General features: G+C 74.6%; 23 protein-coding genes. 8 read left to right on the forward strand and 15 right to left on the reverse strand.

Translation table 11 applies throughout. The features are described 5' to 3' along the window. Positions 1-6: 6 nt before the first annotated feature. Entirely contained in the window at positions 7-3,357 is a 3,351-nt protein-coding gene (locus tag NFU81_RS29550) for an AAA family ATPase (protein ID WP_251496418.1), read from the reverse strand. After that, complete coding sequence (locus NFU81_RS29555; RefSeq protein WP_251496421.1) at positions 3,357-4,517, reverse strand: exonuclease SbcCD subunit D; 1,161 nt, start codon at positions 4,515-4,517, stop codon at positions 3,357-3,359. The genes NFU81_RS29550 and NFU81_RS29555 overlap by 1 nt, the downstream gene beginning before the upstream one ends. A gap of 358 nt (positions 4,518-4,875) precedes the next feature. Between NFU81_RS29555 and NFU81_RS29560 the strand changes: the two genes are divergently transcribed. Further along, on the forward strand, positions 4,876-5,835 hold the full coding sequence (locus NFU81_RS29560) for a 5-dehydro-4-deoxyglucarate dehydratase (RefSeq protein WP_251496816.1): 960 nt from the start codon (positions 4,876-4,878) through the stop codon (positions 5,833-5,835). Further along, complete coding sequence (locus tag NFU81_RS29565) at positions 5,832-7,100, forward strand: glucarate dehydratase family protein (protein ID WP_251496423.1); 1,269 nt, start codon at positions 5,832-5,834, stop codon at positions 7,098-7,100. Before NFU81_RS29560 ends, NFU81_RS29565 begins: the two co-directional genes overlap by 4 nt. Before the next feature lie 16 nt (positions 7,101-7,116). Here the strand turns inward: NFU81_RS29565 and NFU81_RS29570 are convergent, their stop codons facing one another. Then, positions 7,117-7,743, reverse strand: a complete 627-nt coding sequence (locus NFU81_RS29570) for a YigZ family protein (RefSeq protein WP_251496426.1) — start codon at positions 7,741-7,743, stop codon at positions 7,117-7,119. A gap of 85 nt (positions 7,744-7,828) precedes the next feature. On the opposite strand from NFU81_RS29570, the gene NFU81_RS29575 reads away from it, so the two are divergent. Further along, positions 7,829-8,236, forward strand: a complete 408-nt coding sequence (locus tag NFU81_RS29575; RefSeq protein WP_251496818.1) for a CoA-binding protein — start codon at positions 7,829-7,831, stop codon at positions 8,234-8,236. A 27-nt stretch (positions 8,237-8,263) separates the two neighbouring features. Here the strand turns inward: NFU81_RS29575 and NFU81_RS29580 are convergent, their stop codons facing one another. Beyond that, positions 8,264-8,794: a YbaK/EbsC family protein gene (locus tag NFU81_RS29580; protein WP_251496489.1), complete on the reverse strand. Its 531-nt coding sequence runs from the start codon at positions 8,792-8,794 to the stop codon at positions 8,264-8,266. A gap of 44 nt (positions 8,795-8,838) precedes the next feature. After that, a complete protein-coding gene (locus NFU81_RS29585) occupies positions 8,839-9,636 on the reverse strand; it encodes an acyltransferase (protein ID WP_422665321.1) in 798 nt (265 codons plus the stop codon). 58 nt (positions 9,637-9,694) lie between these two features. On the opposite strand from NFU81_RS29585, the gene NFU81_RS29590 reads away from it, so the two are divergent. Next, positions 9,695-10,273, forward strand: coding sequence for a gamma carbonic anhydrase family protein (locus tag NFU81_RS29590; protein WP_251496492.1), 579 nt, complete (start codon positions 9,695-9,697; stop codon positions 10,271-10,273). Positions 10,274-10,310: 37 nt separating this feature from the next. Here NFU81_RS29590 and NFU81_RS29595 read toward each other — a convergent pair whose 3' ends face one another. Together NFU81_RS29595 and NFU81_RS29600 are read right to left on the reverse strand one after the other, a co-directional pair. Next, the gene (locus NFU81_RS29595) at positions 10,311-10,970 is read right to left on the reverse strand and encodes a DedA family protein (protein ID WP_251496496.1); all 660 of its coding nucleotides are present in this window, start codon (positions 10,968-10,970) and stop codon (positions 10,311-10,313) included. Between the two features lie 127 nt (positions 10,971-11,097). Next, positions 11,098-11,550, reverse strand: a complete 453-nt coding sequence (locus NFU81_RS29600; RefSeq protein ID WP_251496499.1) for a DUF4442 domain-containing protein — start codon at positions 11,548-11,550, stop codon at positions 11,098-11,100. Between the two features lie 72 nt (positions 11,551-11,622). On the opposite strand from NFU81_RS29600, the gene NFU81_RS29605 reads away from it, so the two are divergent. Next, positions 11,623-12,777 carry a DUF8017 domain-containing protein gene (locus NFU81_RS29605; RefSeq protein WP_251496502.1) on the forward strand — a complete coding sequence of 385 codons (1,155 nt, stop codon included), beginning with the start codon at positions 11,623-11,625 and terminating at the stop codon, positions 12,775-12,777. An 83-nt stretch (positions 12,778-12,860) separates the two neighbouring features. Continuing rightward, positions 12,861-14,147, forward strand: a complete 1,287-nt coding sequence (locus NFU81_RS29610) for an MFS transporter (RefSeq protein WP_251496506.1) — start codon at positions 12,861-12,863, stop codon at positions 14,145-14,147. A gap of 15 nt (positions 14,148-14,162) precedes the next feature. Here NFU81_RS29610 and NFU81_RS29615 read toward each other — a convergent pair whose 3' ends face one another. Beyond that, positions 14,163-15,029: a spermidine synthase gene (locus NFU81_RS29615; RefSeq protein WP_251496509.1), complete on the reverse strand. Its 867-nt coding sequence runs from the start codon at positions 15,027-15,029 to the stop codon at positions 14,163-14,165. A gap of 77 nt (positions 15,030-15,106) precedes the next feature. After that, a complete protein-coding gene (gene tuf / locus NFU81_RS29620; RefSeq protein WP_251496511.1) occupies positions 15,107-16,285 on the reverse strand; it encodes an elongation factor Tu in 1,179 nt (392 codons plus the stop codon). Between the two features lie 415 nt (positions 16,286-16,700). On the opposite strand from tuf, the gene NFU81_RS29625 reads away from it, so the two are divergent. Continuing rightward, positions 16,701-17,909, forward strand: coding sequence for an MFS transporter (locus tag NFU81_RS29625; RefSeq protein WP_251496513.1), 1,209 nt, complete (start codon positions 16,701-16,703; stop codon positions 17,907-17,909). A 61-nt stretch (positions 17,910-17,970) separates the two neighbouring features. Then, positions 17,971-18,762, forward strand: coding sequence for a TVP38/TMEM64 family protein (locus NFU81_RS29630; RefSeq protein WP_251496515.1), 792 nt, complete (start codon positions 17,971-17,973; stop codon positions 18,760-18,762). Here the strand turns inward: NFU81_RS29630 and NFU81_RS29635 are convergent. The 6 genes from NFU81_RS29635 to NFU81_RS29660 form a co-directional block, all read right to left on the reverse strand. Next, positions 18,716-19,330, reverse strand: a complete 615-nt coding sequence (locus NFU81_RS29635) for a flavin reductase family protein (RefSeq protein ID WP_251496517.1) — start codon at positions 19,328-19,330, stop codon at positions 18,716-18,718. The two genes, NFU81_RS29630 and NFU81_RS29635, sit on opposite strands and share 47 nt — an antisense overlap. Before the next feature lie 406 nt (positions 19,331-19,736). Beyond that, positions 19,737-19,955 carry an acyl-CoA carboxylase subunit epsilon gene (locus NFU81_RS29640; protein WP_251496519.1) on the reverse strand — a complete coding sequence of 73 codons (219 nt, stop codon included), beginning with the start codon at positions 19,953-19,955 and terminating at the stop codon, positions 19,737-19,739. A 95-nt stretch (positions 19,956-20,050) separates the two neighbouring features. Next, positions 20,051-21,664 (reverse strand): acyl-CoA carboxylase subunit beta, encoded by a 1,614-nt coding sequence (locus NFU81_RS29645; RefSeq protein WP_251496521.1) that lies wholly within the window; start codon positions 21,662-21,664, stop codon positions 20,051-20,053. Positions 21,665-21,711: 47 nt separating this feature from the next. Next, entirely contained in the window at positions 21,712-23,487 is a 1,776-nt protein-coding gene (locus NFU81_RS29650) for a fatty acyl-AMP ligase (RefSeq protein WP_251496523.1), read from the reverse strand. Continuing rightward, positions 23,484-24,164 carry a flavin reductase family protein gene (locus NFU81_RS29655; protein WP_251496525.1) on the reverse strand — a complete coding sequence of 227 codons (681 nt, stop codon included), beginning with the start codon at positions 24,162-24,164 and terminating at the stop codon, positions 23,484-23,486. The genes NFU81_RS29650 and NFU81_RS29655 overlap by 4 nt, the downstream gene beginning before the upstream one ends. After that, positions 24,154-25,818 (reverse strand): NAD(P)/FAD-dependent oxidoreductase, encoded by a 1,665-nt coding sequence (locus NFU81_RS29660; protein ID WP_251496529.1) that lies wholly within the window; start codon positions 25,816-25,818, stop codon positions 24,154-24,156. The genes NFU81_RS29655 and NFU81_RS29660 overlap by 11 nt, the downstream gene beginning before the upstream one ends. Positions 25,819-25,902 lie beyond the last annotated feature (84 nt).

Raw genomic sequence — 25,902 nt, forward strand, 5'->3', positions numbered from 1 at the left:
GGGCGGTCAGCGGCTGCGCTGCCGTACGGCGGAGCCGTCGCGGCCTTTGGTGACCTGGAGCTGGGCGGGGATGCGGTCCCGCAGGTCGGCCACGTGGCTGACGATGCCGACCGCGCGGTCGCGGTCGCGCAGCCCGTCGAGGACGTCGAGGACCTCGTCCAGGGTCTGCTCGTCGAGGCTGCCGAAGCCCTCGTCGATGAAGAGGGTGTCCAGGCGCATGCCGCCCGCCTCGTCGGTGACCACGTCGGCGAGGCCCAGGGCGAGGGCGAGCGAGGCGAAGAAGGTCTCGCCGCCGGAGAGGGTGGCGGTGTCGCGCTCGGTTCCGGTCCAGGCGTCGACCACCCTCAGGCCGAGGCCCGACTTGGTCCTGCCGCCGCCGCGGGCGTCGCTGTGGACGAGGGTGTAGCGTCCGCTCGACATCCGCTGCAGCCGTACGCCGGCCGCCGCGGCGACCTGTTCGAGGCGGGCGGCCAGGACGTAGGTCTCCAGCTCCATGCGGTAGCGGTTCTCCGCGGAGGTGGCGGAGGCGAGGTCGGACAGCCGGGCGATACGGTCGTACGCGGCGCGGGCCGGGGCGAGTTCGCGGACGACGGCCGTCGACTTGGCGCCGAGCCGGTCGAGTTCCGCGCTGCGGGTGGCGGCCGCGGACTCGGCGGCGGACGCCTGGCGCAGCCGCAGGTTGGCGGCGTCGAGCGCGGCCTGTGCGGCGACCGGGTCCGCGGGCGGCAGTTCCGCGGCCGCGGCCGGCTGCGGTGCGCAGAGGTCGGCCTCGGCGGCGGCCTCCTCCTTGGCCCAGGCCGCCAGTTGGCGTTCCGCCTCCCACAGCCGGGGCGGCGGTAGCAGGGCCGCGACGGCCTCGGCGGCGGAGCCGAAGCCCGCGCGGGCGGCGGCCTCGGCGAGGGCCGTCTCGGCTTCCGCGAGCCGCAGCCCGCTGTCGGCGCGCTCCCTGACCGTGTGCGCCGCGCGGTCCAGCAGCCCGATGGCCGCGGTCAGCCGGCCCCTGCGGGCGGCGACGCTCGGGTGCCCGTCACGCGCGCGGGCCAGCTCGTCGCTCAGCCGCTCGTGCTGCTCGTCGAGTTCCTCGCGGCGCGAGGTGCGGGCGGCGGTGCGGTGCAGGGCGTCCTGCTGCTGTGCGGTGCGCCGGTCGCGCTCCTCCTCCGCACGGGCGAGTGCGGCCCTGGCCTCGGGCACGGTGGCCGCCGCGCGGGCCGCCGCGTCGTGGGCCGCCTGCGCCGCGGTGTGGGCGGCGGCGAGTTCGGGCTGCGGGTTCTCGCCCGCGGTGGCGGTGGCCGCGTCGAGTCCGGTACGCAGCCGGGTGACCGTATCGCGGGCCGCGTCGTGGTCGGCGGACCTGCGCTGGAAGCCGGCATAGGCGGCGTCCTCGTCGGCGCGGGTGACGCGGTCCTCGGCGGGGCGGGCCGGTGCGGGGTGCGCGGCCGACCCGCACACCCGGCAGGGCTCGCCGTCGGTCAGCGCGGCGGCCAATTCGGCGGCGATTCCGGCGATCCGGCTCTCCCTGAGGTCCTGCCACGCTTCGCGGGCGTCCCCCGCGCGGTCCCGCGCGTCCCTTGCCGCCTGCTCGGCCCGCGCCAACTGCTGGGCCAGTACGTCCCGTTCCGCGGCCGCGTCGCGCCGCTGCCGGGCCTGCGCCAGCTCGCCTGCCAGGTCACCTGCGCGGGCCGCGGCCTCCAGCGCGCTGTCGAGCCGCGCCTGCAACCCGTCGCGCACCCGCGGCCATTCGGCGAGCCAGCCGTCCGCGTCCCGCACGGCCTCCTCGTCGGACCGCTCCTCGTGCTCCAGCCGCTCCCGGCGCGCGGTGACCTCCGCCATCCGCGCCTCGACCTCCCCTGCGGAGACGAGCCCGCCCACGACCTCCCGCAACTCCCCCGCCCGCCGCACCAGTTCATCGGCGCCGAGCCCGGCCGCGCGCCCGCCCGCGAGCTGCGCCACGGCCGGACCCGCGGCCTTGAGCGCGGGGCGACCGCCGGATTCCGGCTGCGCCGATACGCCGGGCGCCGAGCCGCCCGGGTCCCGGCGGCCCTCGGCGTCCCCGGCGGCCTGCCCGGGGGATGCCCCGCGGGACCCGGACGCCTGCCCGGGTACTCTCCCGGCCGCGGGAACCACCGCCGATCCGCCGGACCCGCCCGCCGGCCCGGGCACCCTGTCCCCGGTCGCGGGGACCTCGCCGGACCCGCGGTGCTCCGACGCCGGGTCCCCAGCTGCCCGTTCGGGCGAGCCCCCGGCCGCCTGCGGCGGCACGGCGCCCGAGGTCCCGGGAGCCAGGATCGCGCCCCGCACGATGTCGGGTGCCGACAACAGGGCCGAGGTGGCCTCGTGTTCGAGGGCCAGGGCCTCGGCATGGCGGGCGGCGAGCTTGTCGCGGTGGGTCAGCGCCGGGTCGATCGTGGTGGCGCGCCGGGCGCGGTCCAGGGTGGCGCGGGCCGCGGTGCGGGCCGGCTGCTGCTCGGCCAGGGCGGCGGCGCGGCGGACGGCCTCGGCGTGGCGCTGCTGGAGCGCGGACACCTCGCGGGCCTGCGTCGCGGCGGCCTGTGCGGCCGCGTGGGTCAGCTCGGCGCGCTCCAGGGCCGTGCGGGCGATGTCGTGCTGCTCGCGGGCGGTACAGCGCAGCACCGCGGCATGGGCGAGGAACTCGGCGGGCGGACCCGGTTCGGCGTCGGAGCCGGAGCCGGTGTCGCCGGCCGCCTGCCGCATCCGGGCGGCGAGCCGGGCGATCTCCCGGTCGCCGTGGACGAGCCGCTGCGCGGCGTCCTGCTTGCCGTCCCGCAGCCGGTGCTCGACCGACCTGAAGCGGCGGGTATCGAAGAGCCGGCCGAGCAGCGCGGCCCGTTCGGTGGCGGTCGCCCGCAGGAAGGTGGCGAACTCGCCCTGCGGCAGCAGCACCACCTGGCAGAACTGCTCGCAGCTCATCCCGACCAGCTGCTTGATCTCCTCGCCGATCTCCTGGTGGGACCGGGAGCTTGCCCGCCACTGCCCGTCGCGCTGCTCCCGCAGCAGGGTGACGGCCTTCTCCGTGGTCACCCCGCTGCCGCGCTTCTTGGCCCGCGGCTGCTCGGGCCGCCGGGTGATCTCCAGCCGCCGCCCGGCGAGGGTGAGTTCGAGCACCACCTCGGTCGGCGTGCCGGGGTCGGCGTGGTCGCTGCGCAGCCGGGTCGCGGGCCGGGTGCCGGGCACCTGGCCGTAGAGGGCGAAGCACACCGCGTCCAGGACGGAGGTCTTGCCGCCGCCGGTGGGGCCGTGCAGCAGGAACAGGCCGGCGGCGGACAGCTCGTCGAAGTCGACGCTCTGCTCCGCGGCGAACGGGCCGAAGGCGGCGAGCCGGAGCCGGTGCAGCCGCATCAGTCGCGCTCCGCCGTGGCAGCGGCGGCGCGGACCGCGTCGAGGGCCTCGCGCAGCACCAGCCGCTCGTGCGGGTCCGGCGCGCTGCCGCGCACGTGGGCGACGAAGTCCTCGGCGACCTGCTGGTCGCTGCGGCCGGCGAGCCGGCGGGCGTAGGAGGCGGCGGGGTCCTGGTCCCCGCCCTCGGGCTCGAAGCCGAGGCTGAGGATGTGCGGGAAGCGCTTGGCGAGCGCGGCCATCGGCTCGTAGGGGCGTACGGGGTCGGTGAGGACGGCCTCGACCCAGGCGCCGGTGTGCGGTTCGTGCGCGGGGTCGGCGAGCAGGTCGTCGAGCCGGCCGCGGAGCCGGGCGAGCCGGCGCGGCACGGGGGTGTCGACGCGTTCCGCGGTGATCTCGCCGTGCGCTCCGAGGTCGACCAGCCACATGCTCTTGCGGTGGTGCTCCTCGGAGAAGGAGTAGGCCAGCGGTGAGCCCGAGTAGCGGATGCGCTCGGTGACGGTCTGGCAGCCGTGCAGGTGGCCGAGCGCGGTGTAGTCGATGCCGTCGAAGAGGGTGGCGGGCACCGAGGCGACGCCACCGGCGGTGATGTCGCGCTCGCTGTCGCAGGGTGCGCCGCCGGTGACGAAGGCGTGGGCCAGCACGACGCTGCGGGTGCCGGCGGGCCGGGCCGCGAGGTCGGCGCGTACCCGGTCGGCCGCGGCGCCGAGCACCGCCGTGTGGTCGGCCCGGTCTGCGCCCATCTCGTCGCGCACCAGGGCGGGTTCGAGGTACGGCAGGCCGTAGACGGCGACGTCGCCGTACGTGTCCTGCAGCACGACGGGCAGGTGGCAGGTCGCCGGGTCGGTGCGCAGGTGGATGCCGGCCCGGCCCATCAGGCCCGCGCCGACGCCGAGCCGGCGGGCGGAGTCGTGGTTGCCGGAGATCATCACGGTGGGGACGCCCAGTTCGGCGAGCGCGTGCAGCGCGCTGTCGTACAGCTCGACGGCGGCCAGCGGCGGCACGGCGCGGTCGTAGACGTCGCCCGCGACGAGCACCGCGTCGACGTGCTCGGTGCGGACGGTGGCAACGAGGTGGTCGAGGAAGGCCCGTTGGGCGTCGAGCAGGCTCACCCGGTGCAGGGACCGGCCCAGGTGCCAGTCCGATGTGTGCAGCAGTCTCACTCGGCCGCCCCGACGTGCACGCTGGTCCTCGCCGTTCCTCGATGTCCGCGGTGATCCGGATTCTAGGCGGTTGCGCTGCCCCCGCGGGCCGCACCCCGGGACACGGACGGTATCGAACCTTTCGTCGGAGGTATCGAAAACTACCGCTCCCCATCGCCGCCAACTCGCCGTACATTCCTGGCAAATCGGTTGATTCGACGACGCCTTCGACGGCCTTCGCTCCGATCTCCCGCCGACTGCGTCGTCGCGGCGCCCGCCGTTCACCTCCTGACAGCCCGTGGCCCACCGGCACCGATACGACCTGGCCATTGACCGGTCAGCAGGGGCGGCCTAGAGTCCCTCAGTATTCGCATTCATGATGAGCGTTCATATACATGGACAATGTGAGGCTTCAGTGCTCGACGGCGTGCTCTTCTTCCCGGTGACCCCGTTCACCTCAGAAGATTCGGTTGATCTTCCGATTCTTTCGGAACACGTACGGCGAGGAGTGACCGCCGGAGCCGGCGGCGTCTTCGTCGCGTGCGGCACCGGTGAGTTCCACGCGCTGGAGCCGCGGGAGTACGCCGACGTGGTGCGCACCGCGGTCGCCACGGCCGGCGGCAGGGTGCCGGTGTACGCCGGGGCCGGCGGAGCGCTGCCGCTGGCCCGGCAGTTCGCCAGGGCCGCCGCGGAGGCCGGCGCCGACGGGCTGCTGCTCATGCCGCCGTACCTGGTGCAGGCCCCGCCGGCCGGCCTGGTGGCGTACGTGACGCAGGTGGCCGCGGCCACCGACCTGCCGGTGATCGTCTACCAGCGCGGCGGCGCCCGCTTCGACGTGGCCTCCGCCCTCGACGTGGCGCGGCTGCCGCGGGTCGTCGGCTTCAAGGACGGCCTGGGCGACCTCGACCAGCTGTCCCGGATCGTGACCGCGGTCCGGGCCGAGACCGAGGCGAGCGGCAAGGACTTCCAGTTCTTCAACGGCATGCCCACCGCGGAGGGCACGGTCCCCGCCTACCGCGGCATCGGCGTGGACCTCTACTCCTCCGCGGTCTTCTGCTTCGCCCCGGAGATCTCACTGGCCTTCCACCGGGCCGTGACCGGGGGCGACGACAAGGCGGTGCAGCGGCTGCTGGCCGGCTTCTTCCACCCGCTGATCGCGCTGCGCGAGCGCACACCGGGCTACGCGGTCGCCCTGGTCAAGGCGGCGGTGCGGCAGAGCGGTCTGGACGTCGGCGGCGTCAGGCCGCCGCTGACCGACCCGACGCCGGAGGATCTGGCCGAGCTGGCCAGGATCGTCGAGGCCGGCCGGGCGATCTGCGCCGCGGAGGCCACCCGATGAGCGGCGGCATCCGTATCACCGGGGTCGACATCACCCCGGTCGCCTTCCACGACCCGGCGCTGCTGAACGCGGTCGGCGTCCACGAGCCGTACGCGCTGCGGGCGATCGTCGAGGTCCACACCGACCAGGGCATCACCGGGCTCGGCGAGACCTACGCCGACGACGGGCACCTGCGCCGGCTGCGCGCGGCCGTCGAGGTGATCACCGGCATGGACGTCCACACGCTGGGCGGCATGCACCGCAGGATCTCCGAGGCGCTGGGCGGCGACACCGGCTCCGACGGCCACGGCCTGACCGGGATGATCACCAGCAGCAGCACCGCCGACCGGGTCTTCGCCCCCTTCGAGGTCGCCTGCCTCGACATCCAGGGCAAGGCGGCGGGGCTGCCGGTCAGCGACCTGCTCGGCGGCGCGGTGCGCGACCGGGTGCCCTTCAGCGCGTACCTGTTCTACAAGTGGGCCGGCCACCCCGGCGCCGAGCCCGACGGGTGGGGCGAGGCGCTCGACCCGGACGGCATCGTGGCGCAGGCGCGGCGGATGACCGCGGAGTACGGCTTCGGGGCGATCAAGCTCAAGGGCGGTGTGATGCCGCCCGAGGAGGAGGTCGAGGCGGTGCGGGCGCTGCACAAGGCCTTCCCCGGGGTCCCGCTGCGGCTCGACCCCAACGCGGCCTGGACGGTGGAGACCTCGGTCCGGGTGGCCGGCGAGCTGGACGGCGTCCTGGAGTACCTGGAGGACCCGACCCCCGGCCAGCAGGCGATGGCGGAGGTGGCACGGCGGGCGCCGATGCCGCTGGCCACCAACATGTGCGTGGTCGCCTTCGACGAGCTGTCCTCGGCGGTGGCCCGCGACTCGGTGCAGGTGGTGCTCTCCGACCACCACTACTGGGGCGGCCTGCAGCGCTCGCTGCTGCTCGCCGGCATCTGCCGGACGTTCGACCTGGGCCTTTCCATGCACTCCAACTCCCATCTGGGCATCAGCCTGGCCGCGATGACGCACCTGGCCGCGGCCACGCCGAACCTGACCTACGCCTGCGACACCCACTGGCCGTGGAAGTCGGAGGAGGTCGTGGTGCCCGGCGCGCTGGAGTTCGCCGACGGGGCGGTACGGGTGCCCACCACCCCCGGGCTCGGCGTCGAACTGGACCGCGACGCGCTGGCGCGGCTGCACGAGCAGTACGTGCGCTGCGGGCTGCGCGAGCGGGACGACACCGGCTACATGCAGCGGATCGACCCGTCGTACGAGCGGAAGTCGCCGCGCTGGTGACGGGGCGTCCCGCAGGTCACACGTCGACGTAGGCGCTGCCCTGGGCCTGGCAGCCGGCCGCGCCCGAGGTCACGTCGGCCAGCCAGGATGTGAAGGCGGCGACCTCGCCCTCGGGTACGCCGAGGGCGAGGGTCACCTCGGCGCCGTAGCGGACGTCCCGCAGGACGTGGCCCGCCGAGCGCAGGTCGTTCTCCAGCCGGCCGGCCCTGGCGTGGTCGACGGTGACGGCCAGCAGCGTCAGCCGGCGCCGCTCGACGGTGCCGATCTCGTCCAGCGCGGCCGACACCGCACCGCCGTAGGCGCGGGCCAGGCCGCCCGCGCCGAGTTGGACGCCGCCGTAGTAACGGGTGACGACCGCGACGGTGTCGCGGACCTCCCGGCCGAGCAGCACCTGCAGCATCGGGGTGCCCGCGGTGCCGCCCGGCTCGCCGTCGTCACTCGCCCGGTGCAGCCGCCCGTCGGGGCCGATGACGTACGCGAAGCAGTTGTGCGAGGCGGTCGGGTGCGCCCGGCGTACGTCACGGATGACGGCCTGCGCGGCCTCCTCGTCGGCGGCCGGGGCGAGGGTGCACAGGAAGCGGGAGCGCTTGATCTCGCTCTCGTGGACGCCTGCTCGCGCCACCGCCAGATACCGGTCGACCATCGGTCCAGAGTAGGGCGTGCGGCAGGGGGAATGACGGCGGGCGTTCTCCGGTTTGACCAGGAAGGACGAGAGGGCGGAGGACGGCGTGTACGGCGACGCGGCGACGGTGCGGAAGATCCTGGTCGAGACGGGCGACACCTGGGCGGTGGTCGGCCTGTCGAACAACGCCTCGCGGGCGGCGTACGGCGTCGCCGCGGTGCTCCAGCAGTTCGGCAAGCGCGTGGTGCCGGTCCACCCGAAGGCGGAGACGGTGCACGGCGAGCAGGGCTACGCCTCGCTGGCCGACATCCCCTTCCCGGTGGACGTGGTGGACGTCTTCGTCAACTCCGCCCTCGCCGGTCCTGTCGCCGACGAGGCGGTCGCGGCCGGCGCGAAGGCGGTGTGGTTCCAGCTCGGCGTGGTCGACGAGGCTGCGTACGAGCGGACCAGGGCGGCCGGCCTGGACATGGTCATGGACCGCTGCCCCGCCATCGAGATCCCCCGGCTGGGCTGACCCCGGCCGTACCGGCGGGCCGCCGGCTCAGATGCCGAGGCCCTCCAGGACCACCGCGCCGGGCAGCCCCGCGAGGACCTTGCCGGGAATGATGAGCTTGCCGCGGCGGGCGCCGCTGCCGACGAGCACCCATGGCAGGTCCGCCACGGCGGCGTCCACCAGCAGCGGCCAGTCGGCGGGCAGGCCGACCGGGGTGATGCCGCCGTACTCCATGCCGCTGCCGTCGACGGCCGCGTCCATCGACGCGAAGGACGCCTTGCGGGCGCCGAGGTGGCGGCGCACCGCGCCGTTGACGTCGACCCGGGTGGTGGACAGCACCAGGCAGGCCGCGAGCGTGACGTCCCCGCCGCGCTTGCCCGCCACGACCACGCAGTTCGCGGACTGCCCCAGCAGGTCCTCGCCGTAGGTCTGCACGAAGACCGCCGTGTCGGCCTTGGCCGGGTCGGTGTCCACGTGGACCATCTCGGCGGTGACCGCGGCGGCCACCGGCGGCGGCAGCAGGTCGCGGCGTTCGGTGGCGGGCAGGGCGTCGTCGAAGTGTCCGATCGGTGCGCGCATAGCCAGAATCTAACAAACCGCGCGAGCAGGTCAGGCCGTCGCCCTCAGGCCTGCTGCTCGAACTCCCCGGTGTCCAGCAGCTGTTCGGGAGAGGCCTCGGCCGGGAACGGCACGGGCGCCGGGGTGCGCAGCGGCGGCTGCCAGTTCGCGGTGCCCTCGTCCCAGCGGCGTACGATCCTGGCGGGGGCGCCCGCGACCACCGCGAAGTCCGGGACGTCACCGCGTACGACGGCGCCGGCCGCGACCACCACGTTCCTGCCGAGCCGGGCGCCGGGCAGGATCACGCAGCCCGCGCCCAGCCAGCTGCCCGCGCCGATCTCGACCGGTGCGGTCCGCGGCCACTGCTCGCCGATCGGCCGGGCGATGTCGTCGTAGGAGTGGTTGATGCTGGTCAGGTAGACATACGGGCCGCAGTAGACCTTCTCGCCCAGGGTGATCGGGGCGAGCGCCACCACGTGGCTCCCGCGGCCGAGCACCACGCCGTGGCCGAGCCGCAGGACCGGGTCGGGGCCGAAGCCGGGGTCGTCGCCGGGCAGGGCGTCGGTGGGCATCAGGCCGACGGTGAGGGTGACCTGCTCGCCGATGATGCAGTGGTCGCCGAGGTGGATCCAGCGCTCGCCGAAGACCGTGCCGAGCGGGTGGGCGAGCCGGGTGCCGGGGCCGATCCGGCCGAAGTGCAGCAGCCCGGGCCGCTCGGCGGTGACCGCGCCGGCGTTCTGCACCCAGCGCCTGGCCCGGTGCACCAGACGTGACGCGGCGCGCCGCCGCCAGGAGGTGGCGGCGCCCGCGGCCGAGGTCACAGCCGCGGTCGCGGAAAGGAACACGTTCTCATTCCTGGGCACGGATTCACCGTATACGGTGCCGGAGGACAGCGGCGGACCGGCATGGAGGCGTGCAGCGATGACAGACCGTACGGGTGAGCGGGCCGGCGAGCCGTCCACGGCGCCGGGCGCGCTGGTCGCCGGCCTCCTCGGCGCGCGCCCGCAGATCGACCCGACCGCGTATGTCGCGCCCACCTCGGTGGTGCTGGGCCGGGTGTCGCTGGGCGCGGGGGCGAGCACCTGGTACCACGCGGTGCTGCGCGGCGACTGCGAGTCGATCACGGTCGGGGCGGGCTCCAACATCCAGGACAACTGCTCGGTGCACGCCGACCTGGGCTTCCCCGTGGTCGTCGGGGAGGGCGTCTCCGTCGGGCACAACGCGGTGCTGCACGGCTGCGTGATCGAGGACGGTGTGCTGGTCGGGATGGGCGCCACCGTGCTGAACGGCGCCCGGATCGGCGCCGGTTCCCTGGTGGCCGCGCAGGCGCTGGTGCCGCAGGGCATGCAGGTGCCGCCGGGTTCGCTGGTCGCGGGTGTCCCGGCCCGGGTGCGGCGGGAGCTGACCGAGGAGGAGCGGGCGGTGGTCCGGCTCAACGCGGAGCACTATGTGGCGCTGGCCGAGGTGCACCGCGACGCGGTCGGCGACGGGCGGGGCTGAGCCCGAGCAGCGGCGCCCCCGGTTGCCCGGGCCGGGCTCACTCGCCGGGCTGCGCCGCCGCCACCTCGACGTCGGGCGCGGGCTCCGCCATCTCGGCCTGCACCTTGGCGGCGCGGCGCTTGACGAGGACCAGCGAGCCGATGCCAAAGAGCACCGCGATGCCGAGCCCGACGTAGCCGAACCGCTTCAGCCACGGCTCGGCGACCTGGCCGACGTAGTAGATGACGGCGGTGATGCCGCCGGCCCAGACGATGCCGCCGAGCGCGTTGGCGATGAGGAACCTGCCGTAGGGCATCTTCAGCACGCCGGCCAGCGGCCCCGCGAAGATCCGCAGGAGCGCCACGAAGCGGCCGAAGAAGACCGCCCACATGCCCCAGCGCTGGAAGGAGCGCTCGGCGGTGGCCACGTGGCCGGGCGAGAAGTGCGAGGGGAATCTCTTCCCGAGCCGCACCAGCAGGGGCTTGCCGCCCTTGTGACCGATGGCATAGCCGATGGAGTCGCCGCCGATCGCGCCGACGATCGCGCAGGCGGCGACCAGCCAGGGGTTGGCGTGTCCCTGCGAGGACATCAGGGCCGCCGTCATCAGCACGATCTCGCCGGGCAGCGGGATGCCCAGGCTCTCCAGGCCGACCACCAGACCCACCATCAGGTAGACGGCGACCGGTGGGACGTCGTTGAGCCATTCCTGGACGTGCACAGCCGGTCCCTCCCCACGACGACGGTCGGACGGGTCCGCACGGGGCGAACCCTCAGGAAGCCTAACCGACCCGCCGGACAAAGCATTCCGGCCGGTCGGCGGCCCTCCGGCCTGCCGCTGCGGGCGGTCAGCTGTTGGGGCGCAGCGTCCACACGATCGTCATGTGGGAGGTCTCCGCGCCGTCGGCGCGCTGCACCGACACCTCGACGGGGAATTCCGGCCGGGTGCCCGCGTCCAGCTCCGCGACGACCTCGCCGGCCGGGCGGCCGAGCACGGCGGTGGCGGTGAGCGGCCCCCTGGCAAGCTTGGTCCAGCCGATCTCCGCGCGGACCGGCAGCGGCACGGCCCGGCCGAGCTGGTCGCCGAACGCGGCGAGCACGACGGCGCCGCTGGCGGACTCGGCGAGGGTGAACATCGCGCCGGCATGCGGCCCGGCGACGTGGTTGTGGTAATCGGGGTCGTCGGGCAGCGCGAGGACCGCGCGCTCCGCCGTGGTCTCCAGGTACTCCAGGCGCAGGGTGCGGACCATCGGCACGGTGGCCGTCAGGAGTTCGCCGATCGAGGGCAAGGTCTCGGACATGCCCGCATGTTACCAGTCAGTAGGCCGATCCGGCGTGGAACCGTCGCAGCCGCTCCCCTAGTGTTTCCAGCCATGTGGCCAGGAGAGCAGCAGCCCGGGGGACAATCCGGCGGACAGCAGTACCCATCGGGCAATACGCCTCAGCAACCGCAGGGGCCGTACGGGCAGCCGCCCGACCCGTACTCCCAGCCCGGCTACCAGCAGCCCGGCTACCCCCCGTCAGGACAGCAGCCGCCCGCGCAGCCTGGACCGCCCCCGCAGCAGCAGCCGTACCCGCCGCAGGGGCCGTACGGGCAGCCGCCCAACCCGTACTCCCAGCCCGGCTACCAGCAGCCCGGCGGCTACCCCACCCCGCAGGCCTGGGGTCCGCCGGTGCCCGGCGGACCCGACGGCGGCCCGCCGCCCGGCGGCCGCAGCAAGGCCACGGTCGCGGTCGCCGTCGGCGCGGCCCTCGCGGTGATAGCCGCGGTGGTGGTCACCGTGGTCCTGGTCTCCGGCGACAAGAAGAAGGCCGACGCGCACGACACCACCTCGCCGAGCGTGACGGCCACCACACCGCCCTCCCCGACGCCCACGCCGACCGCGACGCAGGACCCCGACTCCAGCGACGCCGAGGACGACCCGCGCGGCCCGGCCGGCTCGACCGACGTCAAGCCGGTCATAGCGGGCTGGCAGCCGGTCAAGCGCGAGGCGCGCAACTCGGTCTTCGACGTGCCGGCCGACTGGACGCTGGACAGCGAGTCGATGAGCATCGGCTACGCCGACGACTCCGGCAAGCCGCAGATCGCGGTCGGCGCACCGGCGTACTTCAAGAAGGACGTCTGCGTCAACGGCAAGAACAGCGTCGCCAGCGCGACCGCGGGCACCAAGGGCGGGGCGGGCGCGTCGAGCATCCGGGCCGCCGCCGAGAACGAGGCCACGGCCTGGGCGAAGTGGGCCTTCCAGGAGGGCGGCAAGGGCACCGTCTCCAAGCCGCTGAACAGCAAGGCCTTCCACAACTCCTACGGGATCACCGGCTGGCAGGCGCAGGCCACCATGACCTCGGTCCCCAAGGCCAACAAGTGCTCCTCGAACGGCATCGCCTACACCGTCGCCTGGCTCGACCCGGCCCAGGCCAAGCCGACGCCGGTGGTGTGGGTGCTGTGGGCGCGGCAGGGCGTGCCCGACCAGATCACGCAGTCCGTCATCGACAAGATCAAGAGCTCCATCCGGCCGATGAAGAAGTGAGCCGCGGCGGCGGCCGTACGGTGTCGGCCGCCGCCGTCCGTTAATCGGTTGGCAGTGGGCGGGGTGTCGGCGATAGTCCCCAGGTGAAACAACACGGCGACGTCCACCGGCTGCGGCTCCCGGCATGGGCCGGGCGGAACTTCCGGCTGCTGGTGGGAGCGTCGTTCGTCACCGGCATCGGCAATTCGGGTGCCACCATCGCGGCGGCCTTCGCGGTCATCGAGTCCGGCGGCAGCGCCACCGACGTCGGCCTGGTGGCGGCCGCACGCACCCTGGCGATGGTGGTGCTGCTGCTGGTCGGCGGCGCGGTCGCGGACCGGCTGCCGCGGCAGCGGGTGATGGCGGTCGCGAACCTGGCCAACGCCAGCTCGCAGGCGCTGTTCGCGGTCCTGGTGCTGACCCGGCACGCCACGCTGTGGGAGATGGCCGCGCTGACCGCGGTCGGCGGCGGCGCGCTGGCGTTCTTCTCCCCCGCCGCGCAGGGCCTGGTGCTCTCCACCGTCGACTCGTCGAACGCCGGGCCGGCCTTCTCCCTCTACCGGCTGGCCACCAACGCGGCGACGGTCGGCGGCGCGGCGCTGGGCGGCGCGCTGGTCGCCGCCTTCGGGGCCGGCTGGGTGCTCGCCATCGACGCGGCCGGCTTCGCGGTGGCCGCGGCCATGCGGGCCGCCATCGACGTCCCGCACTCCGCCAGGGGCTCGGCGTCCGGCGGCATGCTCGACGAACTGCGCGCGGGCTGGCGGGTGGTGGCGGCCACGTCCTGGCTGTGGGGCATCGTGCTGCAGTTCTCCGTGGTCAACGGCATGTTCGGCGCGGTCGAGGCGGTCTACGGTCCGCTGGTGTCCAGGGAGCGGCTGGGCGGCGCAGGCCCGTGGGGGCTCGCGCTGGCCGCGGCGGGCGTCGGCACCGCGTGCGGGGCCGCGCTGATGATGCGCTGGCGGCCGCGCAGGATGCTGCTGGTGGGCACGCTCGGCGTGCTGCCGATGGCGCTGCCCGCGGTCGCCCTGGCCCTGGTGGTGCCGGCGTGGGCGCTGGCCGCGGTGATGTTCGTCGGGGGCGTGGCGATCGAGGTCTTCGCGGTCAACTGGATGCTCGCCCTGCACCAGGAGATCCCCGAGGACCTGATGTCCCGGGTGGCCGGCTTCGACTGGCTCGGCTCGGTCGCGCTGTCCCCGCTCGCACTGGCGCTGGCAGGACCCGCGGCCTCGGCCTTCGGGCGGCCGGGTGCGCTGTGGGGTTCTGCCGGGCTGATCGTCCTGCTGACCCTCGCCGTCCTGCTGCTCCCCGACGTCCGCCGGATGGAACGCCGGCCGCGCCCGGCCGACACGCCACCCGTACCCGCCGACGCGGTGGCCGGCCCGGCGCTGTGAACGGCGGCACGGGCGTCAGCCCACGGTGAAGGCGCCCTCCGGGGGCGGCGGCGAGGCCGTCGCCGAGGCGTCGGTCACCGCCCGGGCGCGACCGGTCAGCCGGGAGAGGTCCGCGCCGTGGACGACGCGGGCGGGGAAGGCGTCGGCGGCGCACAGCCGGGACAGCGCCCCGACCGGCAGCGGACGCCGGCTCGCCACGAGCACGGCGTTGCCGAACCGGCGGCCGCGCAGCACCCCGGGCTCCGCCAGCAGGCACAGGTCGCCGTCCCCCAGCGCGGCCCGTACGGTCGCCAGTTGCGAGCGCAGGAAGGCGAAGGGCGCCGCGTCGGCGACGTTGGCCAGATAGAGGCCGTCGGGGCGCAGCACGCGCAGCGCGTCACGGACGAACTCCACCGACGTCAGCGCGGCGGGCACCCGGGAGCCGCCGAAGACGTCGGCCACCACGAGGTCCGCGGACGCCGGGTCCGCGCCCGCGAGCCAGCCGCGCGCGTCCGCGGTGTGCACGGTCACCGCCGGGTCGGGCAGCGGCAGCACCTCGGCGACCAGCGCGGCCAGCCGCCGGTCCGCCTCGACCACCTGCTGGCGCGAGCCCGGCCGCTCGACGCCGAGCCAGCGCGCCAGCGTCATCGCCCCGCCGCCCAGGTGCACCGCGTCCAGCGGCCGGCCGGCGGCGAAGGCGGCCTGCACGGCGTACGCGATGCGCCGCACGTACTCGAACTCCAGGTGCGCGGGGTCTTCCAGGTCCACGTACGACTGCGGCGCCTCGTCCACGGTGAGCAGCCAGGCGCGGTCCCGGTCGATGTCGGGCAGCAGCCTGGCGGTCCCGAAGTCGACCGTCCGCACCACCGGCACCGGCTCCGGCCGGTCGTTGTCCTGATCCACCCGCCCATTGTCGCGTGTCCCGCGCGCGCCGCCCGCCGCTGCCCGGTACGTGACGACGTACCGGGCAGCGGCGGGGCTCAGATCAGCGCGGTCACCGTGCCCGCGCCGACCGTGCGCCCGCCCTCGCGGATCGCGAAGCCGAGCCCCGGCTCCAGCGGCAGCGCCCGGCCGAGGTCGACGGTGACGTCGGCGGTGTCACCGGGCAGCGCCATCGCGGCCGCGCCGAGGTCGACGTCGCCGACGACGTCCGCGGTGCGGATGTAGAACTGCGGCCGGTAGCCGGTGGTGACCGGGGTGTGCCGGCCGCCCTCCGCCGCCGGCACGATGTAGACGCGCGCGGTGAAGCGGCGGTGCGGTGTGACGCTGTCCGGCGCCGCGACGATGTCGCCGCGCCGCACCTGGCCGCGCTGCACACCGCGCAGCAGCAGCGCCACGTTGTCGCCGGCCTGCGCCGAGTCCATCGGCCGCCCGAAGGTCTCAAGACCGGTGACCACGCTGGTCAGCACCTCCCCCGCGGCCGTGTGCACCTGCACCCGGGCGCCGGGCGCCACCGTCCCGCGCTCGACCGCCCCGGTCACCACCGTGCCGCGCCCGGTGATGGTGAGCACGTTCTCCACCGACACCAGGAAGGGCGCGTCGGTGTAGCGCACCGGCACCGGGACGTACGCGTCGACCGCGTCCAGCAGCTCGCCGACCGCGGCGGTCCACCGCGGGTCGCCGTCCAGCGCGCGCAGTCCGGAGACCCGTACGACCGGCAGCTCGTCGCCCGGGTAGCCGTGGGCGGTGAGCAGTTCGCGCACCTCCAGCTCCACCAGGTCGGTCAGCTCGGGGTCGCCGGCGTCCGCCTTGTTCAGCGCGACGACGATGTGCCGTACCCCGATCTGCCGGGCCAGCAGCACGTGCTCGGCGGTCTGCGGCATCACGCCGTCGAGCGCCGAGACGACCAGGATCGCGCCGTCCAGCTGGGCCGCGCCGGTGATCATGTTCTTGACGTAGTCGGCATGTCCGGGCATGTCCACGTGGGCGTAGTGCCGGGTCGCGGTCTCGTACTCGACGTGGGCGATGCTGATGGTGATGCCGCGGGCCGCCTCCTCCGGCGCCCGGTCGATCCGGTCGAACGGCACGAAGGTGCCGCTGCCGCGGTCGGCGAGGACCTTGGTGATGGCCGCGGTGAGGGTGGTCTTGCCGTGGTCGACATGACCCATGGTGCCGATGTTCAGGTGCGGCTTGGTGCGGACGTACGCCTGCTTGGACATGACGGTGTCTCCTCCTGGGACGCCGATCGGTCGTGGACCCCTGGGCCTGGCCGACCCTCCCCGTGCGGGGTCCTACCGGACGTCGGTCCGGGGAGGGTCAGCGTCGGGCGCCGTCGAAGGATGCGTTCCGGAGTGCCGGGGCGGCGGATGCGGCCGGGGCAGCGCAGGCAGCCTTCGACGCGACCGCTGCTGCGGTGGCGTCTGCGAGGAAGGCGAGCCGGAACATGGCACTGATCATGCCGGGCGCAACAGCCGCGCGTCGAAGGGTTTTCCGCGCCCCGCCTTGCAGCCGTCACCGGGTCGTCGGCCGCCGGTGACGTGGCGGAACCAGTCGGGTGAGAGAATTTGTTTCGCTGTTGAACTTAGACTTGCCGACCCGGCGGCCCGCCGTCCCCACCAGCACGAAGGAAGCTCCATGCCCCTGGCCATCCTCGCCCTCGCGGTGAGCGCCTTCGGTATCGGCACCACGGAATTCATGATGATGGGCCTGCTGCCCGACGTCGCCGGCGACCTGGGCACCTCGGTGCCCACCGCGGGGTATCTGGTCTCGGCCTACGCGCTGGGCGTCGTCGTGGGCGCCCCGCTGCTCACCGGGCTCGGCGCGCGCATCCCGCGGCGGCGGATGCTGTTGCTGCTGATGGCGCTGTTCACCGTCGGCAACGCCGCCTCCGCGGTGGCCCCCGGCTACGGCACGCTGCTGGCCGGGCGCTTCCTCGCAGGCCTGCCGCACGGCGCCTTCTTCGGCGTCGGGGCGGTCGTGGCGGCCCGGATGGTCGCCGAGGACCGCAGGGCCAGGGCGGTCGCCTCGATGTTCCTCGGCCTGACGATCGCGAACATCGTCGGCGTGCCCGCCGCCACCCTGCTCGGCCAGCACCTCGGCTGGCGGGCCACCTTCCTGGTGGTCAGCGCGATCGGGCTGCTCTCGCTGGCCGCGCTGGCGCTGCTGGTGCCGCAGGAGCCGGGCGAGGAGCGCGGCGGCGTCGGCCAGGAGCTGCGGGCGCTGCGCGAACCGCAGGTGCTGCTCGGGCTGCTCACCGCGGTCTTCGGCTTCGCCGGGGTCTTCGCCGTCTACAGCTACCTCGCCTCGATGATGACCGAGGTCACCGGTTACGCCGACGGCACCGTGACGATCCTGCTCGCCCTCTTCGGCATCGGCATGACGCTCGGCGCGCTCGCCGCGGGCCCGCTCACCGACCGCGCCCTGCGCCCGACGCTGTACGGCTCGCTGGCCGCGCTCGCCGTCGTCCTGGTCGGCTTCCACTACGCCGCCCAGTCCAAGGCGACCGCCCCGATCGCCGTCCTGGTGCTGGGCGCGGTCGGCTTCATGACGACCACACCGCTGCAGATGCTGGTGATGAACAAGGCCCGCCGCGCCCCCACCCTCGCCTCCGCCTCCAACCACTCCGCCTTCAACCTCGCGAACGCCGGGGGCGCCTGGCTCGGCGGCGTCGCCATCTCCGCCGGCTGGGGCTGGACCTCGCCCGCGCTCGTCGGGGCCGCGCTGACCGTGGTGGGCCTGGCCGTCGCGGTCACCGCGGGCGTCCTGGACCGCGGTACGCCCTCGACCCCGGTGGCCGCCGCCGTGCCGGTCGAGCAGCGGGAGTCGGCGGCGGAGGGGGCGTAGGGACGCGGATGGCCGGTTCGTTCGTCAGCCGAACGGCGCCAGGAGCGGTTACGCTCCCGGAGTGCCGCACCCCGTAGGTCTCGCCGTCCGCTGCTCACGCGCCCTGCTGTCGCCGTGGGCCAGGTTCGCGGTGCTCGTGCTGCTGCTCGCGGCGGCCGGCGCCGTGGTCATCGCCTGGCACCCGCAACGGCTGCTGACCGCGCACGGCTGGCAGCCGCACACCTCGGGCGGTACCGCGGTGCTGCTCTTCGCCGTCGCGTACGGCCTGGCCACCGTCGCCTTCGTACCCCGCCCCCTGCTCAACGCCGCAGCCGGGGCGCTCTACGGCATCCACGCCGGGCTGCCCGCGGCGATCGGCGGCACGGTGCTCGGCGCGGGCCTGGCCTTCCTGCTCGGGCGCTTCCTCGGCAGGGACGCGGTACGCCCGCTGCTGCGCGGCCGGGTCGCGCTGTCCCTCGACCGGCAGCTCAGCAAGCACGGCTTCCGCAGCACCCTGGCGCTGCGGCTCTTCCCCGGAGTGCCCTTCGCCGCCGCGAACTACGCCGCCGCCGTCTCGCGGGTCCGGCTGCTGCCCTTCCTCACCGCGACGGCCGCGGGCAGCGCCGCGAACACCGCCGCCTACGTGGTGGCCGGCAGCCGCGCGGCCTCCCCGACCTCACCGGTCTTCCTGCTGGCGCTGGGCTTCCTGGGCGTCACGGGTGTGGCCGCCACGGTCATCGCCCGCGGCGCGCACACCCGCTCCCGCGCAGCGGCCGAGGCGCTGGTCGTCGACCCACCGGCCGGCGTACCCCCGCAGGACCCGGCGGTCAGCGACGCCGGCCCTCGTGCCACTCCTGCACGGAGATCCGCTTGATCTCCAGCACCTCGCCGAGGGTGCTCCACTCGTCCTTGCCCAGCCGGGCCAGTGGGCGCAGCTTGTGCACGTCCGGGTGCCCGTCGGTCATCATCGCCTCGGACACCGCCGCGTGCACGACCCGCCCGAAGACCACGGTGGAGTCCCCCAGCCTGACCGTGCTGTGCAGCTCGCACTCCAGGGCCACCGGCGAGGCGGCGACCCGCGGCGGCTTCACACGCAGGCTCGGCTCCCTGGCGATCCCGACCTCGTCGAACTCGCTGACCCCGTGCGGGAATTCGGTGCCGGTGGCGTTGATCTCCTCGAAGAGGTGCTCGGGCGCCAGGTTGACCACGAACTGCCCGGTCTCCTCGACGTTGCGCACCGAGTCCTTGCGCCCCACCGAGGTGAACTGCACCACGGGAGGGCTCACGCAGGAGATCGAGAAAAAGCTGTGCGGCGCGAGATTGTCCGTGCCCGCCGCCGACGTCGTGGACACCCAGGCGATCGGCCGCGGCACGACCGTCGCGGTGAGCAGCCGGTAGAAGGTGGTGCGGTCCAGCTGGGCAGGATCGAAGTCGATTCGCATGCCAGCCAGTATCCATGCGGGGCCGTCGGATCCCGACGGCGCATCGCGGGGGCGGCGAGCCCGGTGCTCCGCCGCCGCGGCCGCCGGCCCGAACCCACGCGAATGGTGCCGCCCCACCGCGGCACGACCTCACGCTCCCGGCACGTGGCCCGAGCCCGCGGCGTCACCCGTTCGACCTGCTGTCCGCCTATGTTCCCCAGCGGCCCGGGGCGTACGTGCGTATCTCCTCGGACCGCTTCGGACTGGAGGCAGGGGTCGACCGGCAGAACGACGACGCCGAGGACACCCGAGGCCGGCTGGGGTGGGGGCGCTCGCGAAGACCTACGTGGAGAACGACACCTCGGCGTTCAACAAGCGCAAGGTCTTCCGCCCCGACGGCTCGACGAACCTGTGGACGTCCCCCCGTTCAGGGCGTCCAGGCGCTGCGGCGCCAGGCGTCCGCGCCGGGGGCGGGAACACCGGTCATCACGAAGGGCCGGGCGGGCGGGTGGGCGGCAGCCCCCCGCCCGCCGACGCGAGCGGCCACCACCACGCGCTCCGCGGCCGCGGTCAGCCCTGCCCAGACCACCAGCACGGCCGCGAGCTCCTCGGCGGCCGGCGCGCCGCGCACCACGCGCACGTCCACGCCGCGAAGCAGCTCTCCGTTCGCTTCTCCGCCCGCTCGGCGCACCCGCGCGGGTGTCGCCGTCCACCGCGCACCGGCGGCTTCGTGTGCGGCGCTCACAGCGGGATGTTCCCGTGCTTGCGGGGCAGCCGGGTGATCCGCTTGTCGGCCAGGGCGCGCAGCGCCAGTGCCACCTGGCGGCGGGTCTCCCGCGGCATGATCACCACGTCCACGTAGCCCCGCTCGGCGGCCCGGTAGGGGTTGCACAGCGCCTCCTCGTACTCGGCGCGCAGCCGCTCGCGTGTCGCCTCGGGATCGTCCGCCTGCTCGACGGCCTTGCGGTGCAGCACGGTGACCGCGCTCTGCCCGCCCATCACGGCGATCTCGGCCGTGGGCCAGGCGAGGTTGACGTCGATGCCCAGGTGCTTGGAGCCCATCACGCCGTAACCGCCGCCGTACGCCTTGCGGGTGACCACGGTGACGGTGGGGACGGTGGCCTCGGCGTAGGCGTAGATGAGTTTCGCGCCCCGGCGGATGATGCCGCCGCGCTCCTGGTCCAGGCCGGGCAGGAACCCGGGGACGTCCACGAAGGACAGGACGGGGACGTGGAAGGCGTCGCAGGTGCGGATGAAGCGGGCGGCCTTCTCGCTGGCGTCGATGTCGAGCGCGCCAGCCATGACCAGCGGCTGGTTGGCGACCACGCCGACGCTGCGGCCCTCGACCCGGCCGAAGCCGCAGATCACATTGCGGGCGAAGAGCGGCTGCACTTCAAGGAGTTCGCCGTCGTCGAGGACAGCCATCAGCACCTGGTGCATGTCGTAAGGGCGGTTCTGCTCGTCGGGGACGAGGGTGTCGAGTGCCAGGTCCGCCGCGCTGAAGCCGTCGAGGTCCACCGCGGGGGCGTACGCGTCCACCGGCGCCTCGGACATGTTGTTGCTCGGCAGGTGGCCGAGGAGCAGCCGGACGTACTCGAAGGCGTCCTTCTCGTCGCGGGCCATGTAGTGGGCGTTGCCGGAGACGGTGCTGTGCACGGTGGCGCCGCCGAGTTCCTCGCGGTCGATGCGCTGGCCGGTGACGGCGTGCAGAACCTCGGGGCCGGTGACGAACATGTGCGAGATGCCGTCGACCATCACCACGAAGTCGGTGATGGCCGGTGCGTAGACGGCGCCGCCGGCGCAGGGCCCGGTCATCAGCGAGATCTGCGGGATCACCCCGGAGCCCTGGACCTGGCGCTTGACCAGCTCGGCGTAATAGGCGAGCGCGACGACGCCCTCCTGGATGCGGGCGCCGCCGGAGTCGTTGATGCCGATGACCGGGCAGCCGGTGCGCAGCGCCAGGTCCATGACCTTGATGATCTTCTCGCCGTAGACCTCGCCCAGCGCGCCGCCGAAGACGGTGAAGTCCTGGGCGAACAGGCACACCCGGCGCCCGTCGACGGTGGCGTGGCCGGTCACCACACCGTCGCCGAAGGGGCGTTGGCGCTCCATGCCGAAGTCGTGGCTGCGGTGCCGGGCCATCGCGTCCAGCTCGACGAAGCTGTCCGGGTCGACCAGCGCCTCGATGCGCTCGCGGGCGGTCAGCTTGCCCTTCTCGTGCTGCTTGCGGACGCTCGGCGCGTCCTCGGCCGCCGCGCGCAACTGCTCACGGCGGCGCTCCAGTTCGGCCAGCCGGGCCGCGGTGCCTGACCGTTCCTGCGGGGTCGGGCGGGGGGCTGCGGGTGTGTCCGACACGGGCGGGGTACCTCCCTGGGTACGCGGGCGGCGGGAAGAGCGGCGGATCAGCGGGCGCCGACGGCCGCCGCCGCGAGCGTGCCGTCCTCGTACAGGCCGCGGGCGGCGCGGCGCTGCACCTTGCCGCTGGTGGTCTTGGGCAGGCTGCCGCGCCGCACCAGCAGCACCTCAGCGGTCTCCAGCCGGTGGTTGTCCCACACCGCGTCGCGCACCAGTCGGCGCAGCAGCGCCGGCTCGACCGCGCGGGCGGTGCGCCCGTCCACCTCGACCACCACGACCAGGCGCTCGGTGGCGCCGTCGTCGACGGAGAAGGCGGCGGCGCAGTTGGGGTGCAGCCCCGGCGCGCTGGATTCGGCGGACAGTTCGATGTCCTGCGGGTAGTAGTTGCGGCCGGTGCGCACGATGACGTCCTTGAGCCTGCCGTTGACGAACAGCACGCCGTCGTGCAGGAAGCCGAGGTCGCCGGTGCGCAGGTAGGTGCGGCCGTCGGCGGGGCGGGCGGCGGGGCGGGCGGCGGGGCGGGCGCGGAAGACCTGCTCGGTCAGCTCGGGCCGGCCGTGGTAGCCGCCGGCCACGCAGGGGCCGCTCACCCAGATCTCCCCGATCGTGTCCTCGCCGGCCGGCACCAGGCTGTCCGGGTCCACGATCAGCACCCGGGTCTCGCCGACCGGCCTGCCGCAGCCCACCAGCGGGCTGGCGCCGGGAGTTCCGGCGGGCCGGGGCGTGACCCGGCCGTCGCGCCGGGCGTCGTCGGACAGCCACAGGACGGTCGGCGGCTTGTCACAGCGGTCGCCGGTGGCCTTCAGGGTGTTCTCGGCCAGGCCGTAGCCTGGGCACATCGCGCGCGCGTCGAAGCCGTGCGGGGCGAAGGCGGCGGTGAACGCCTCGATGGCGCGCCAGCGCACCGGCTCGGCACCGTTGGCCGCCACCCGCCAGCAGGACAGGTCGAGCCCTTCGGGCACCGCCCCGGCGTCCGCGGCCTTCACGCACAGTTCGTAGGCGAAGCTGGGCGCGGCGGCGTGGGTGCCGCGGAACCGCGAGATCGCCTCCAGCCAGCGCGCCGGGCGGCGGATGAACGCGTCGGGCGCCATCAGGTGGGCGGGCACCCCGGCGAGCAGCGGCAGCACCACCCCGAAGAGCATGCCCATGTCGTGGAAGAGCGGCAGCCAGGAGACCACGACCCCGTCGGAGCCGCACGGCCACGTCTCTTGGGTTTCCACCGCGTTGTGGAGGAAGTTGGCGTGGGAGACGACGACGCCCTTGGGGTCGCCGGTGGAGCCCGAGGTGTACTGCAGCAGCGCCGGGGCGTCCTGTTCCGGCGGCGGCAGCAGCATCGCGGTGTCGATGCCCGAGGCCACCGGCAGGGTGTCGGTGGCGACCAGGTCCAAGCCGGCGAGCTCGGGGCCGTCGCCGAAGCGCTCCAGCAGGTCGGCGCGCACGGCGGCGGTGGTCAGCACGGTGCGGGTGCCGGCGTCCCGGGCGACGCGCCGCACCCGGTCCAGCGAGCGAGCCCGGGTGGGCACCTGCAGGGGCGCGGCGATCACGCCGGCCCTCATGCAGCCGAGCAGGGTCCGCACGAACTCCAGGCCCGAGGGGTAGAGCAGCAGGGCGGGGCGTCCGGCGAGCCCGAAGGCGACGAACGCGGCGGCGCGGGAGGCGGCCGCGTCCGCCAGCGCCCCGTAGGTGAGGGGCGGTTCGGGATGTTCGCCGTCGCGCAGGAAGACGTAGGCGGTGTCGTTGGGCTGCTTCTCGCCGCGGGCGGCGAGGGCGTCGATGAGCGTGTACACCCCGTGGGTGACGCGCTCGGTGAGCTCGGCGGTCATCGTTCGCACTCCTTGTCGAGCCGGGCGAGCCGCCCGCGGTAGAAGGTGAGGGGGCCGTCGCGGTCGGCCGCGGCGCGCTCGCCGAGGACGCCCAGGGCGGTCACGGCGCCGACGACGATCCGGTGGTCGCCGCCGGGGTACTCCTCGGCGAGCCTGCACTCCAGGTAGCCGACGCTGCCGCGCAGCACGGGGGCGCCGGTGGCGCCGGTCAGGCAGTCCAGACCGTCGAAGGACGGCAGGCCCTTCGCGGCGAAGTCCATGGCCACACCGCTCTGTCCGGCGGCGAGGATGCTCACCGCGAACTGCCCGCCGGCACGGATCGCGGTCAGCAGCCGCGAGTCGTGCCGAAGGCAGAACAGCACCCAGGGAGGGTCGAGGGAGACGGAGGTGAAGGAGTTCACCGTCGCGCCGATCCAGCCCTCGTCGGCGACGGCGGTGACGACGGTGACGCCGGTCGTGAAGTGGCCGCACACCCGGCGCATGGCAGCAGGGTCTGGGCTCATCGCCTCGCCGCCGAAAGGCGGTTCGGTACCGCCGTCGGCGAACTCGCCGCCGTCCGCCGGGTCCTGGGCGTTCGCACCGGGGCCGTTCGGCGACGGGGCGTTCAGGGTCTGGCCGTTCCGGGCCTGGGCGAGGGGCGGCGGGAGCAGGGTTCGCGCACCGGGGTCACTCGCCATGGCCGAGGTCCTTGCCGCCGCCGCGCAGCCCGTAGGGGCGCACCAGGCGCTGCACCGAGGGCTGCGCCTCGCCGCGCACCCAGCGCAGGGTGCGCAGCCGGCCCCGCAGGCTCAGCACGTACTCCAGGTCGTCCGGGTCGCCGAATCCGTAGATCGGCGGGACGATCCGGTCCTGCCGCAGCCGCAGCATGATGCGGTCGGCGGCCTGCCGAGGTCCGGTCTCACCCTCGGCCACGCCCCGGCACAGCGCGAGGGTGAGGTCCAGCAGCTCGACGTACTCCGGGACGGTGTAGTGGCAGGCGCCGAGCGCCGGGTCGGCGCGCAGCCCGGCCAGCGCGGACTCCGAAGCGCCCGCGGCCAGTTCCTTGGAGCTGCGCTTGAGGGACAGCGCGTCGAACATCGTACCCAGCAGCCACACCCGCGCCAGCGCGCTCCACAGCTCGAACGAGCCGCTGGCCGTGAGCGCGGCGCCCACCAGGGCGTCGTGCCGGTCGGCCATACCGTGCTGGAGCCGTTCCAGGTAGCGGAAGCGGCCCGCGGAGAAGTCGCCGTCGCGGGCGGCGGCCAGCACGTCCCCGGCGGCCACCAGAACCAGTTGGGCGGAGGCGTACAGGTCGCGGCCGAGCAGCGGATCGCCGCCGAGCGCGGCCCGGTCGAGCAGCAGCATCCGCTCGCCCGCGGTACGCGAGGCCCGCCAGTGCGTCGCCTCGTCGCTCCACGAGGCGGTCGGCTGGGCGCCGGCGAGCTGGGCGGCCATCGCCGGGTGGCGCTCGGCATGCCGCAGCACCTCCCGCCACAGTTCCTCGGTGCGGTGCCCGGCCGCCGCGGGATGGCGGCCGGGGTCGAGGGACAGGGTGACGACCGCCGGCACGTTCGGCGCCGGGGTGCCGTCGCCGTTGCGGAAGTGGCCGACCTGCAGCCAGCCGCCGTCGAAGACGTGGGTGAGGACGCCGTGCGACCACGGGTGGGAGCCGGCCCGCGGCGGCGCCAGCCGCTCGTAGGGCTGCACGCCGACGGCGTGGAAGCCGTAGCTGCGGGTCGCCAGGACGCTCACCCGCTCGGCGCCGATGGCGCGGGCCACCGCCGAGTCGGGGCCCTCGGTGTCGACGACCATGCCGGTGCGCAGCTCCTGCCCGGACTTCAGGGAGAGCCGCACGCAGCCGTCCTCGACGACCGCCTTCTCCACCCGGGCGCGCTGCCGCACCCGCACGCCGCGCTGCACGGCCCTGGCCAGCAGCCAGGCGTCCAGGTCGGGCCGGTGGAAGTGGCTCTCGCCGTGCTCGGAGGGGACGTTGAACTGGAGGCTGCGGCCGGCCCGGTGCTCTTGGCCGGGCTCGTGGTGGGCGAAGCCCCAGGTGCGGTGGACGCCGGAGCTGTGCGAGACCTCCGTTCGCACCCGGCCTGCGTCGGCGAGCAGGGCGGCCTCCGGAAGCCCGAAGCGGGCGGCGATCAGCTCGTAGAGGAACGAGGTGCACGGCAGGGTCGCCTCGCCCCCGACGACGCGCGGCACCTGGTCCTCGCCGAGCAGTTGCACCGCCAGGCCGCCTCGGGCGAGCGCGGTGGCCAGCAAGGTGCCGGTGATTCCGGTGCCGAGGATCGTCACGTCCGCGTCGTGCGCCGCGCGGTCTCCGTGGTTGTCGGGTTGGCTGGTCATCTTCCCCATCACCTGCTCGGATCGGGCACGGTTCGGTGTGCCGGTCGGGTGCTGCCGCGCGGCGGCCGCGGCCGCGCGCACCTG

The sequence above is a fragment of the Actinacidiphila cocklensis genome (assembly GCF_907177275.1).
GTDB lineage: Bacteria > Actinomycetota > Actinomycetes > Streptomycetales > Streptomycetaceae > Actinacidiphila > Actinacidiphila cocklensis.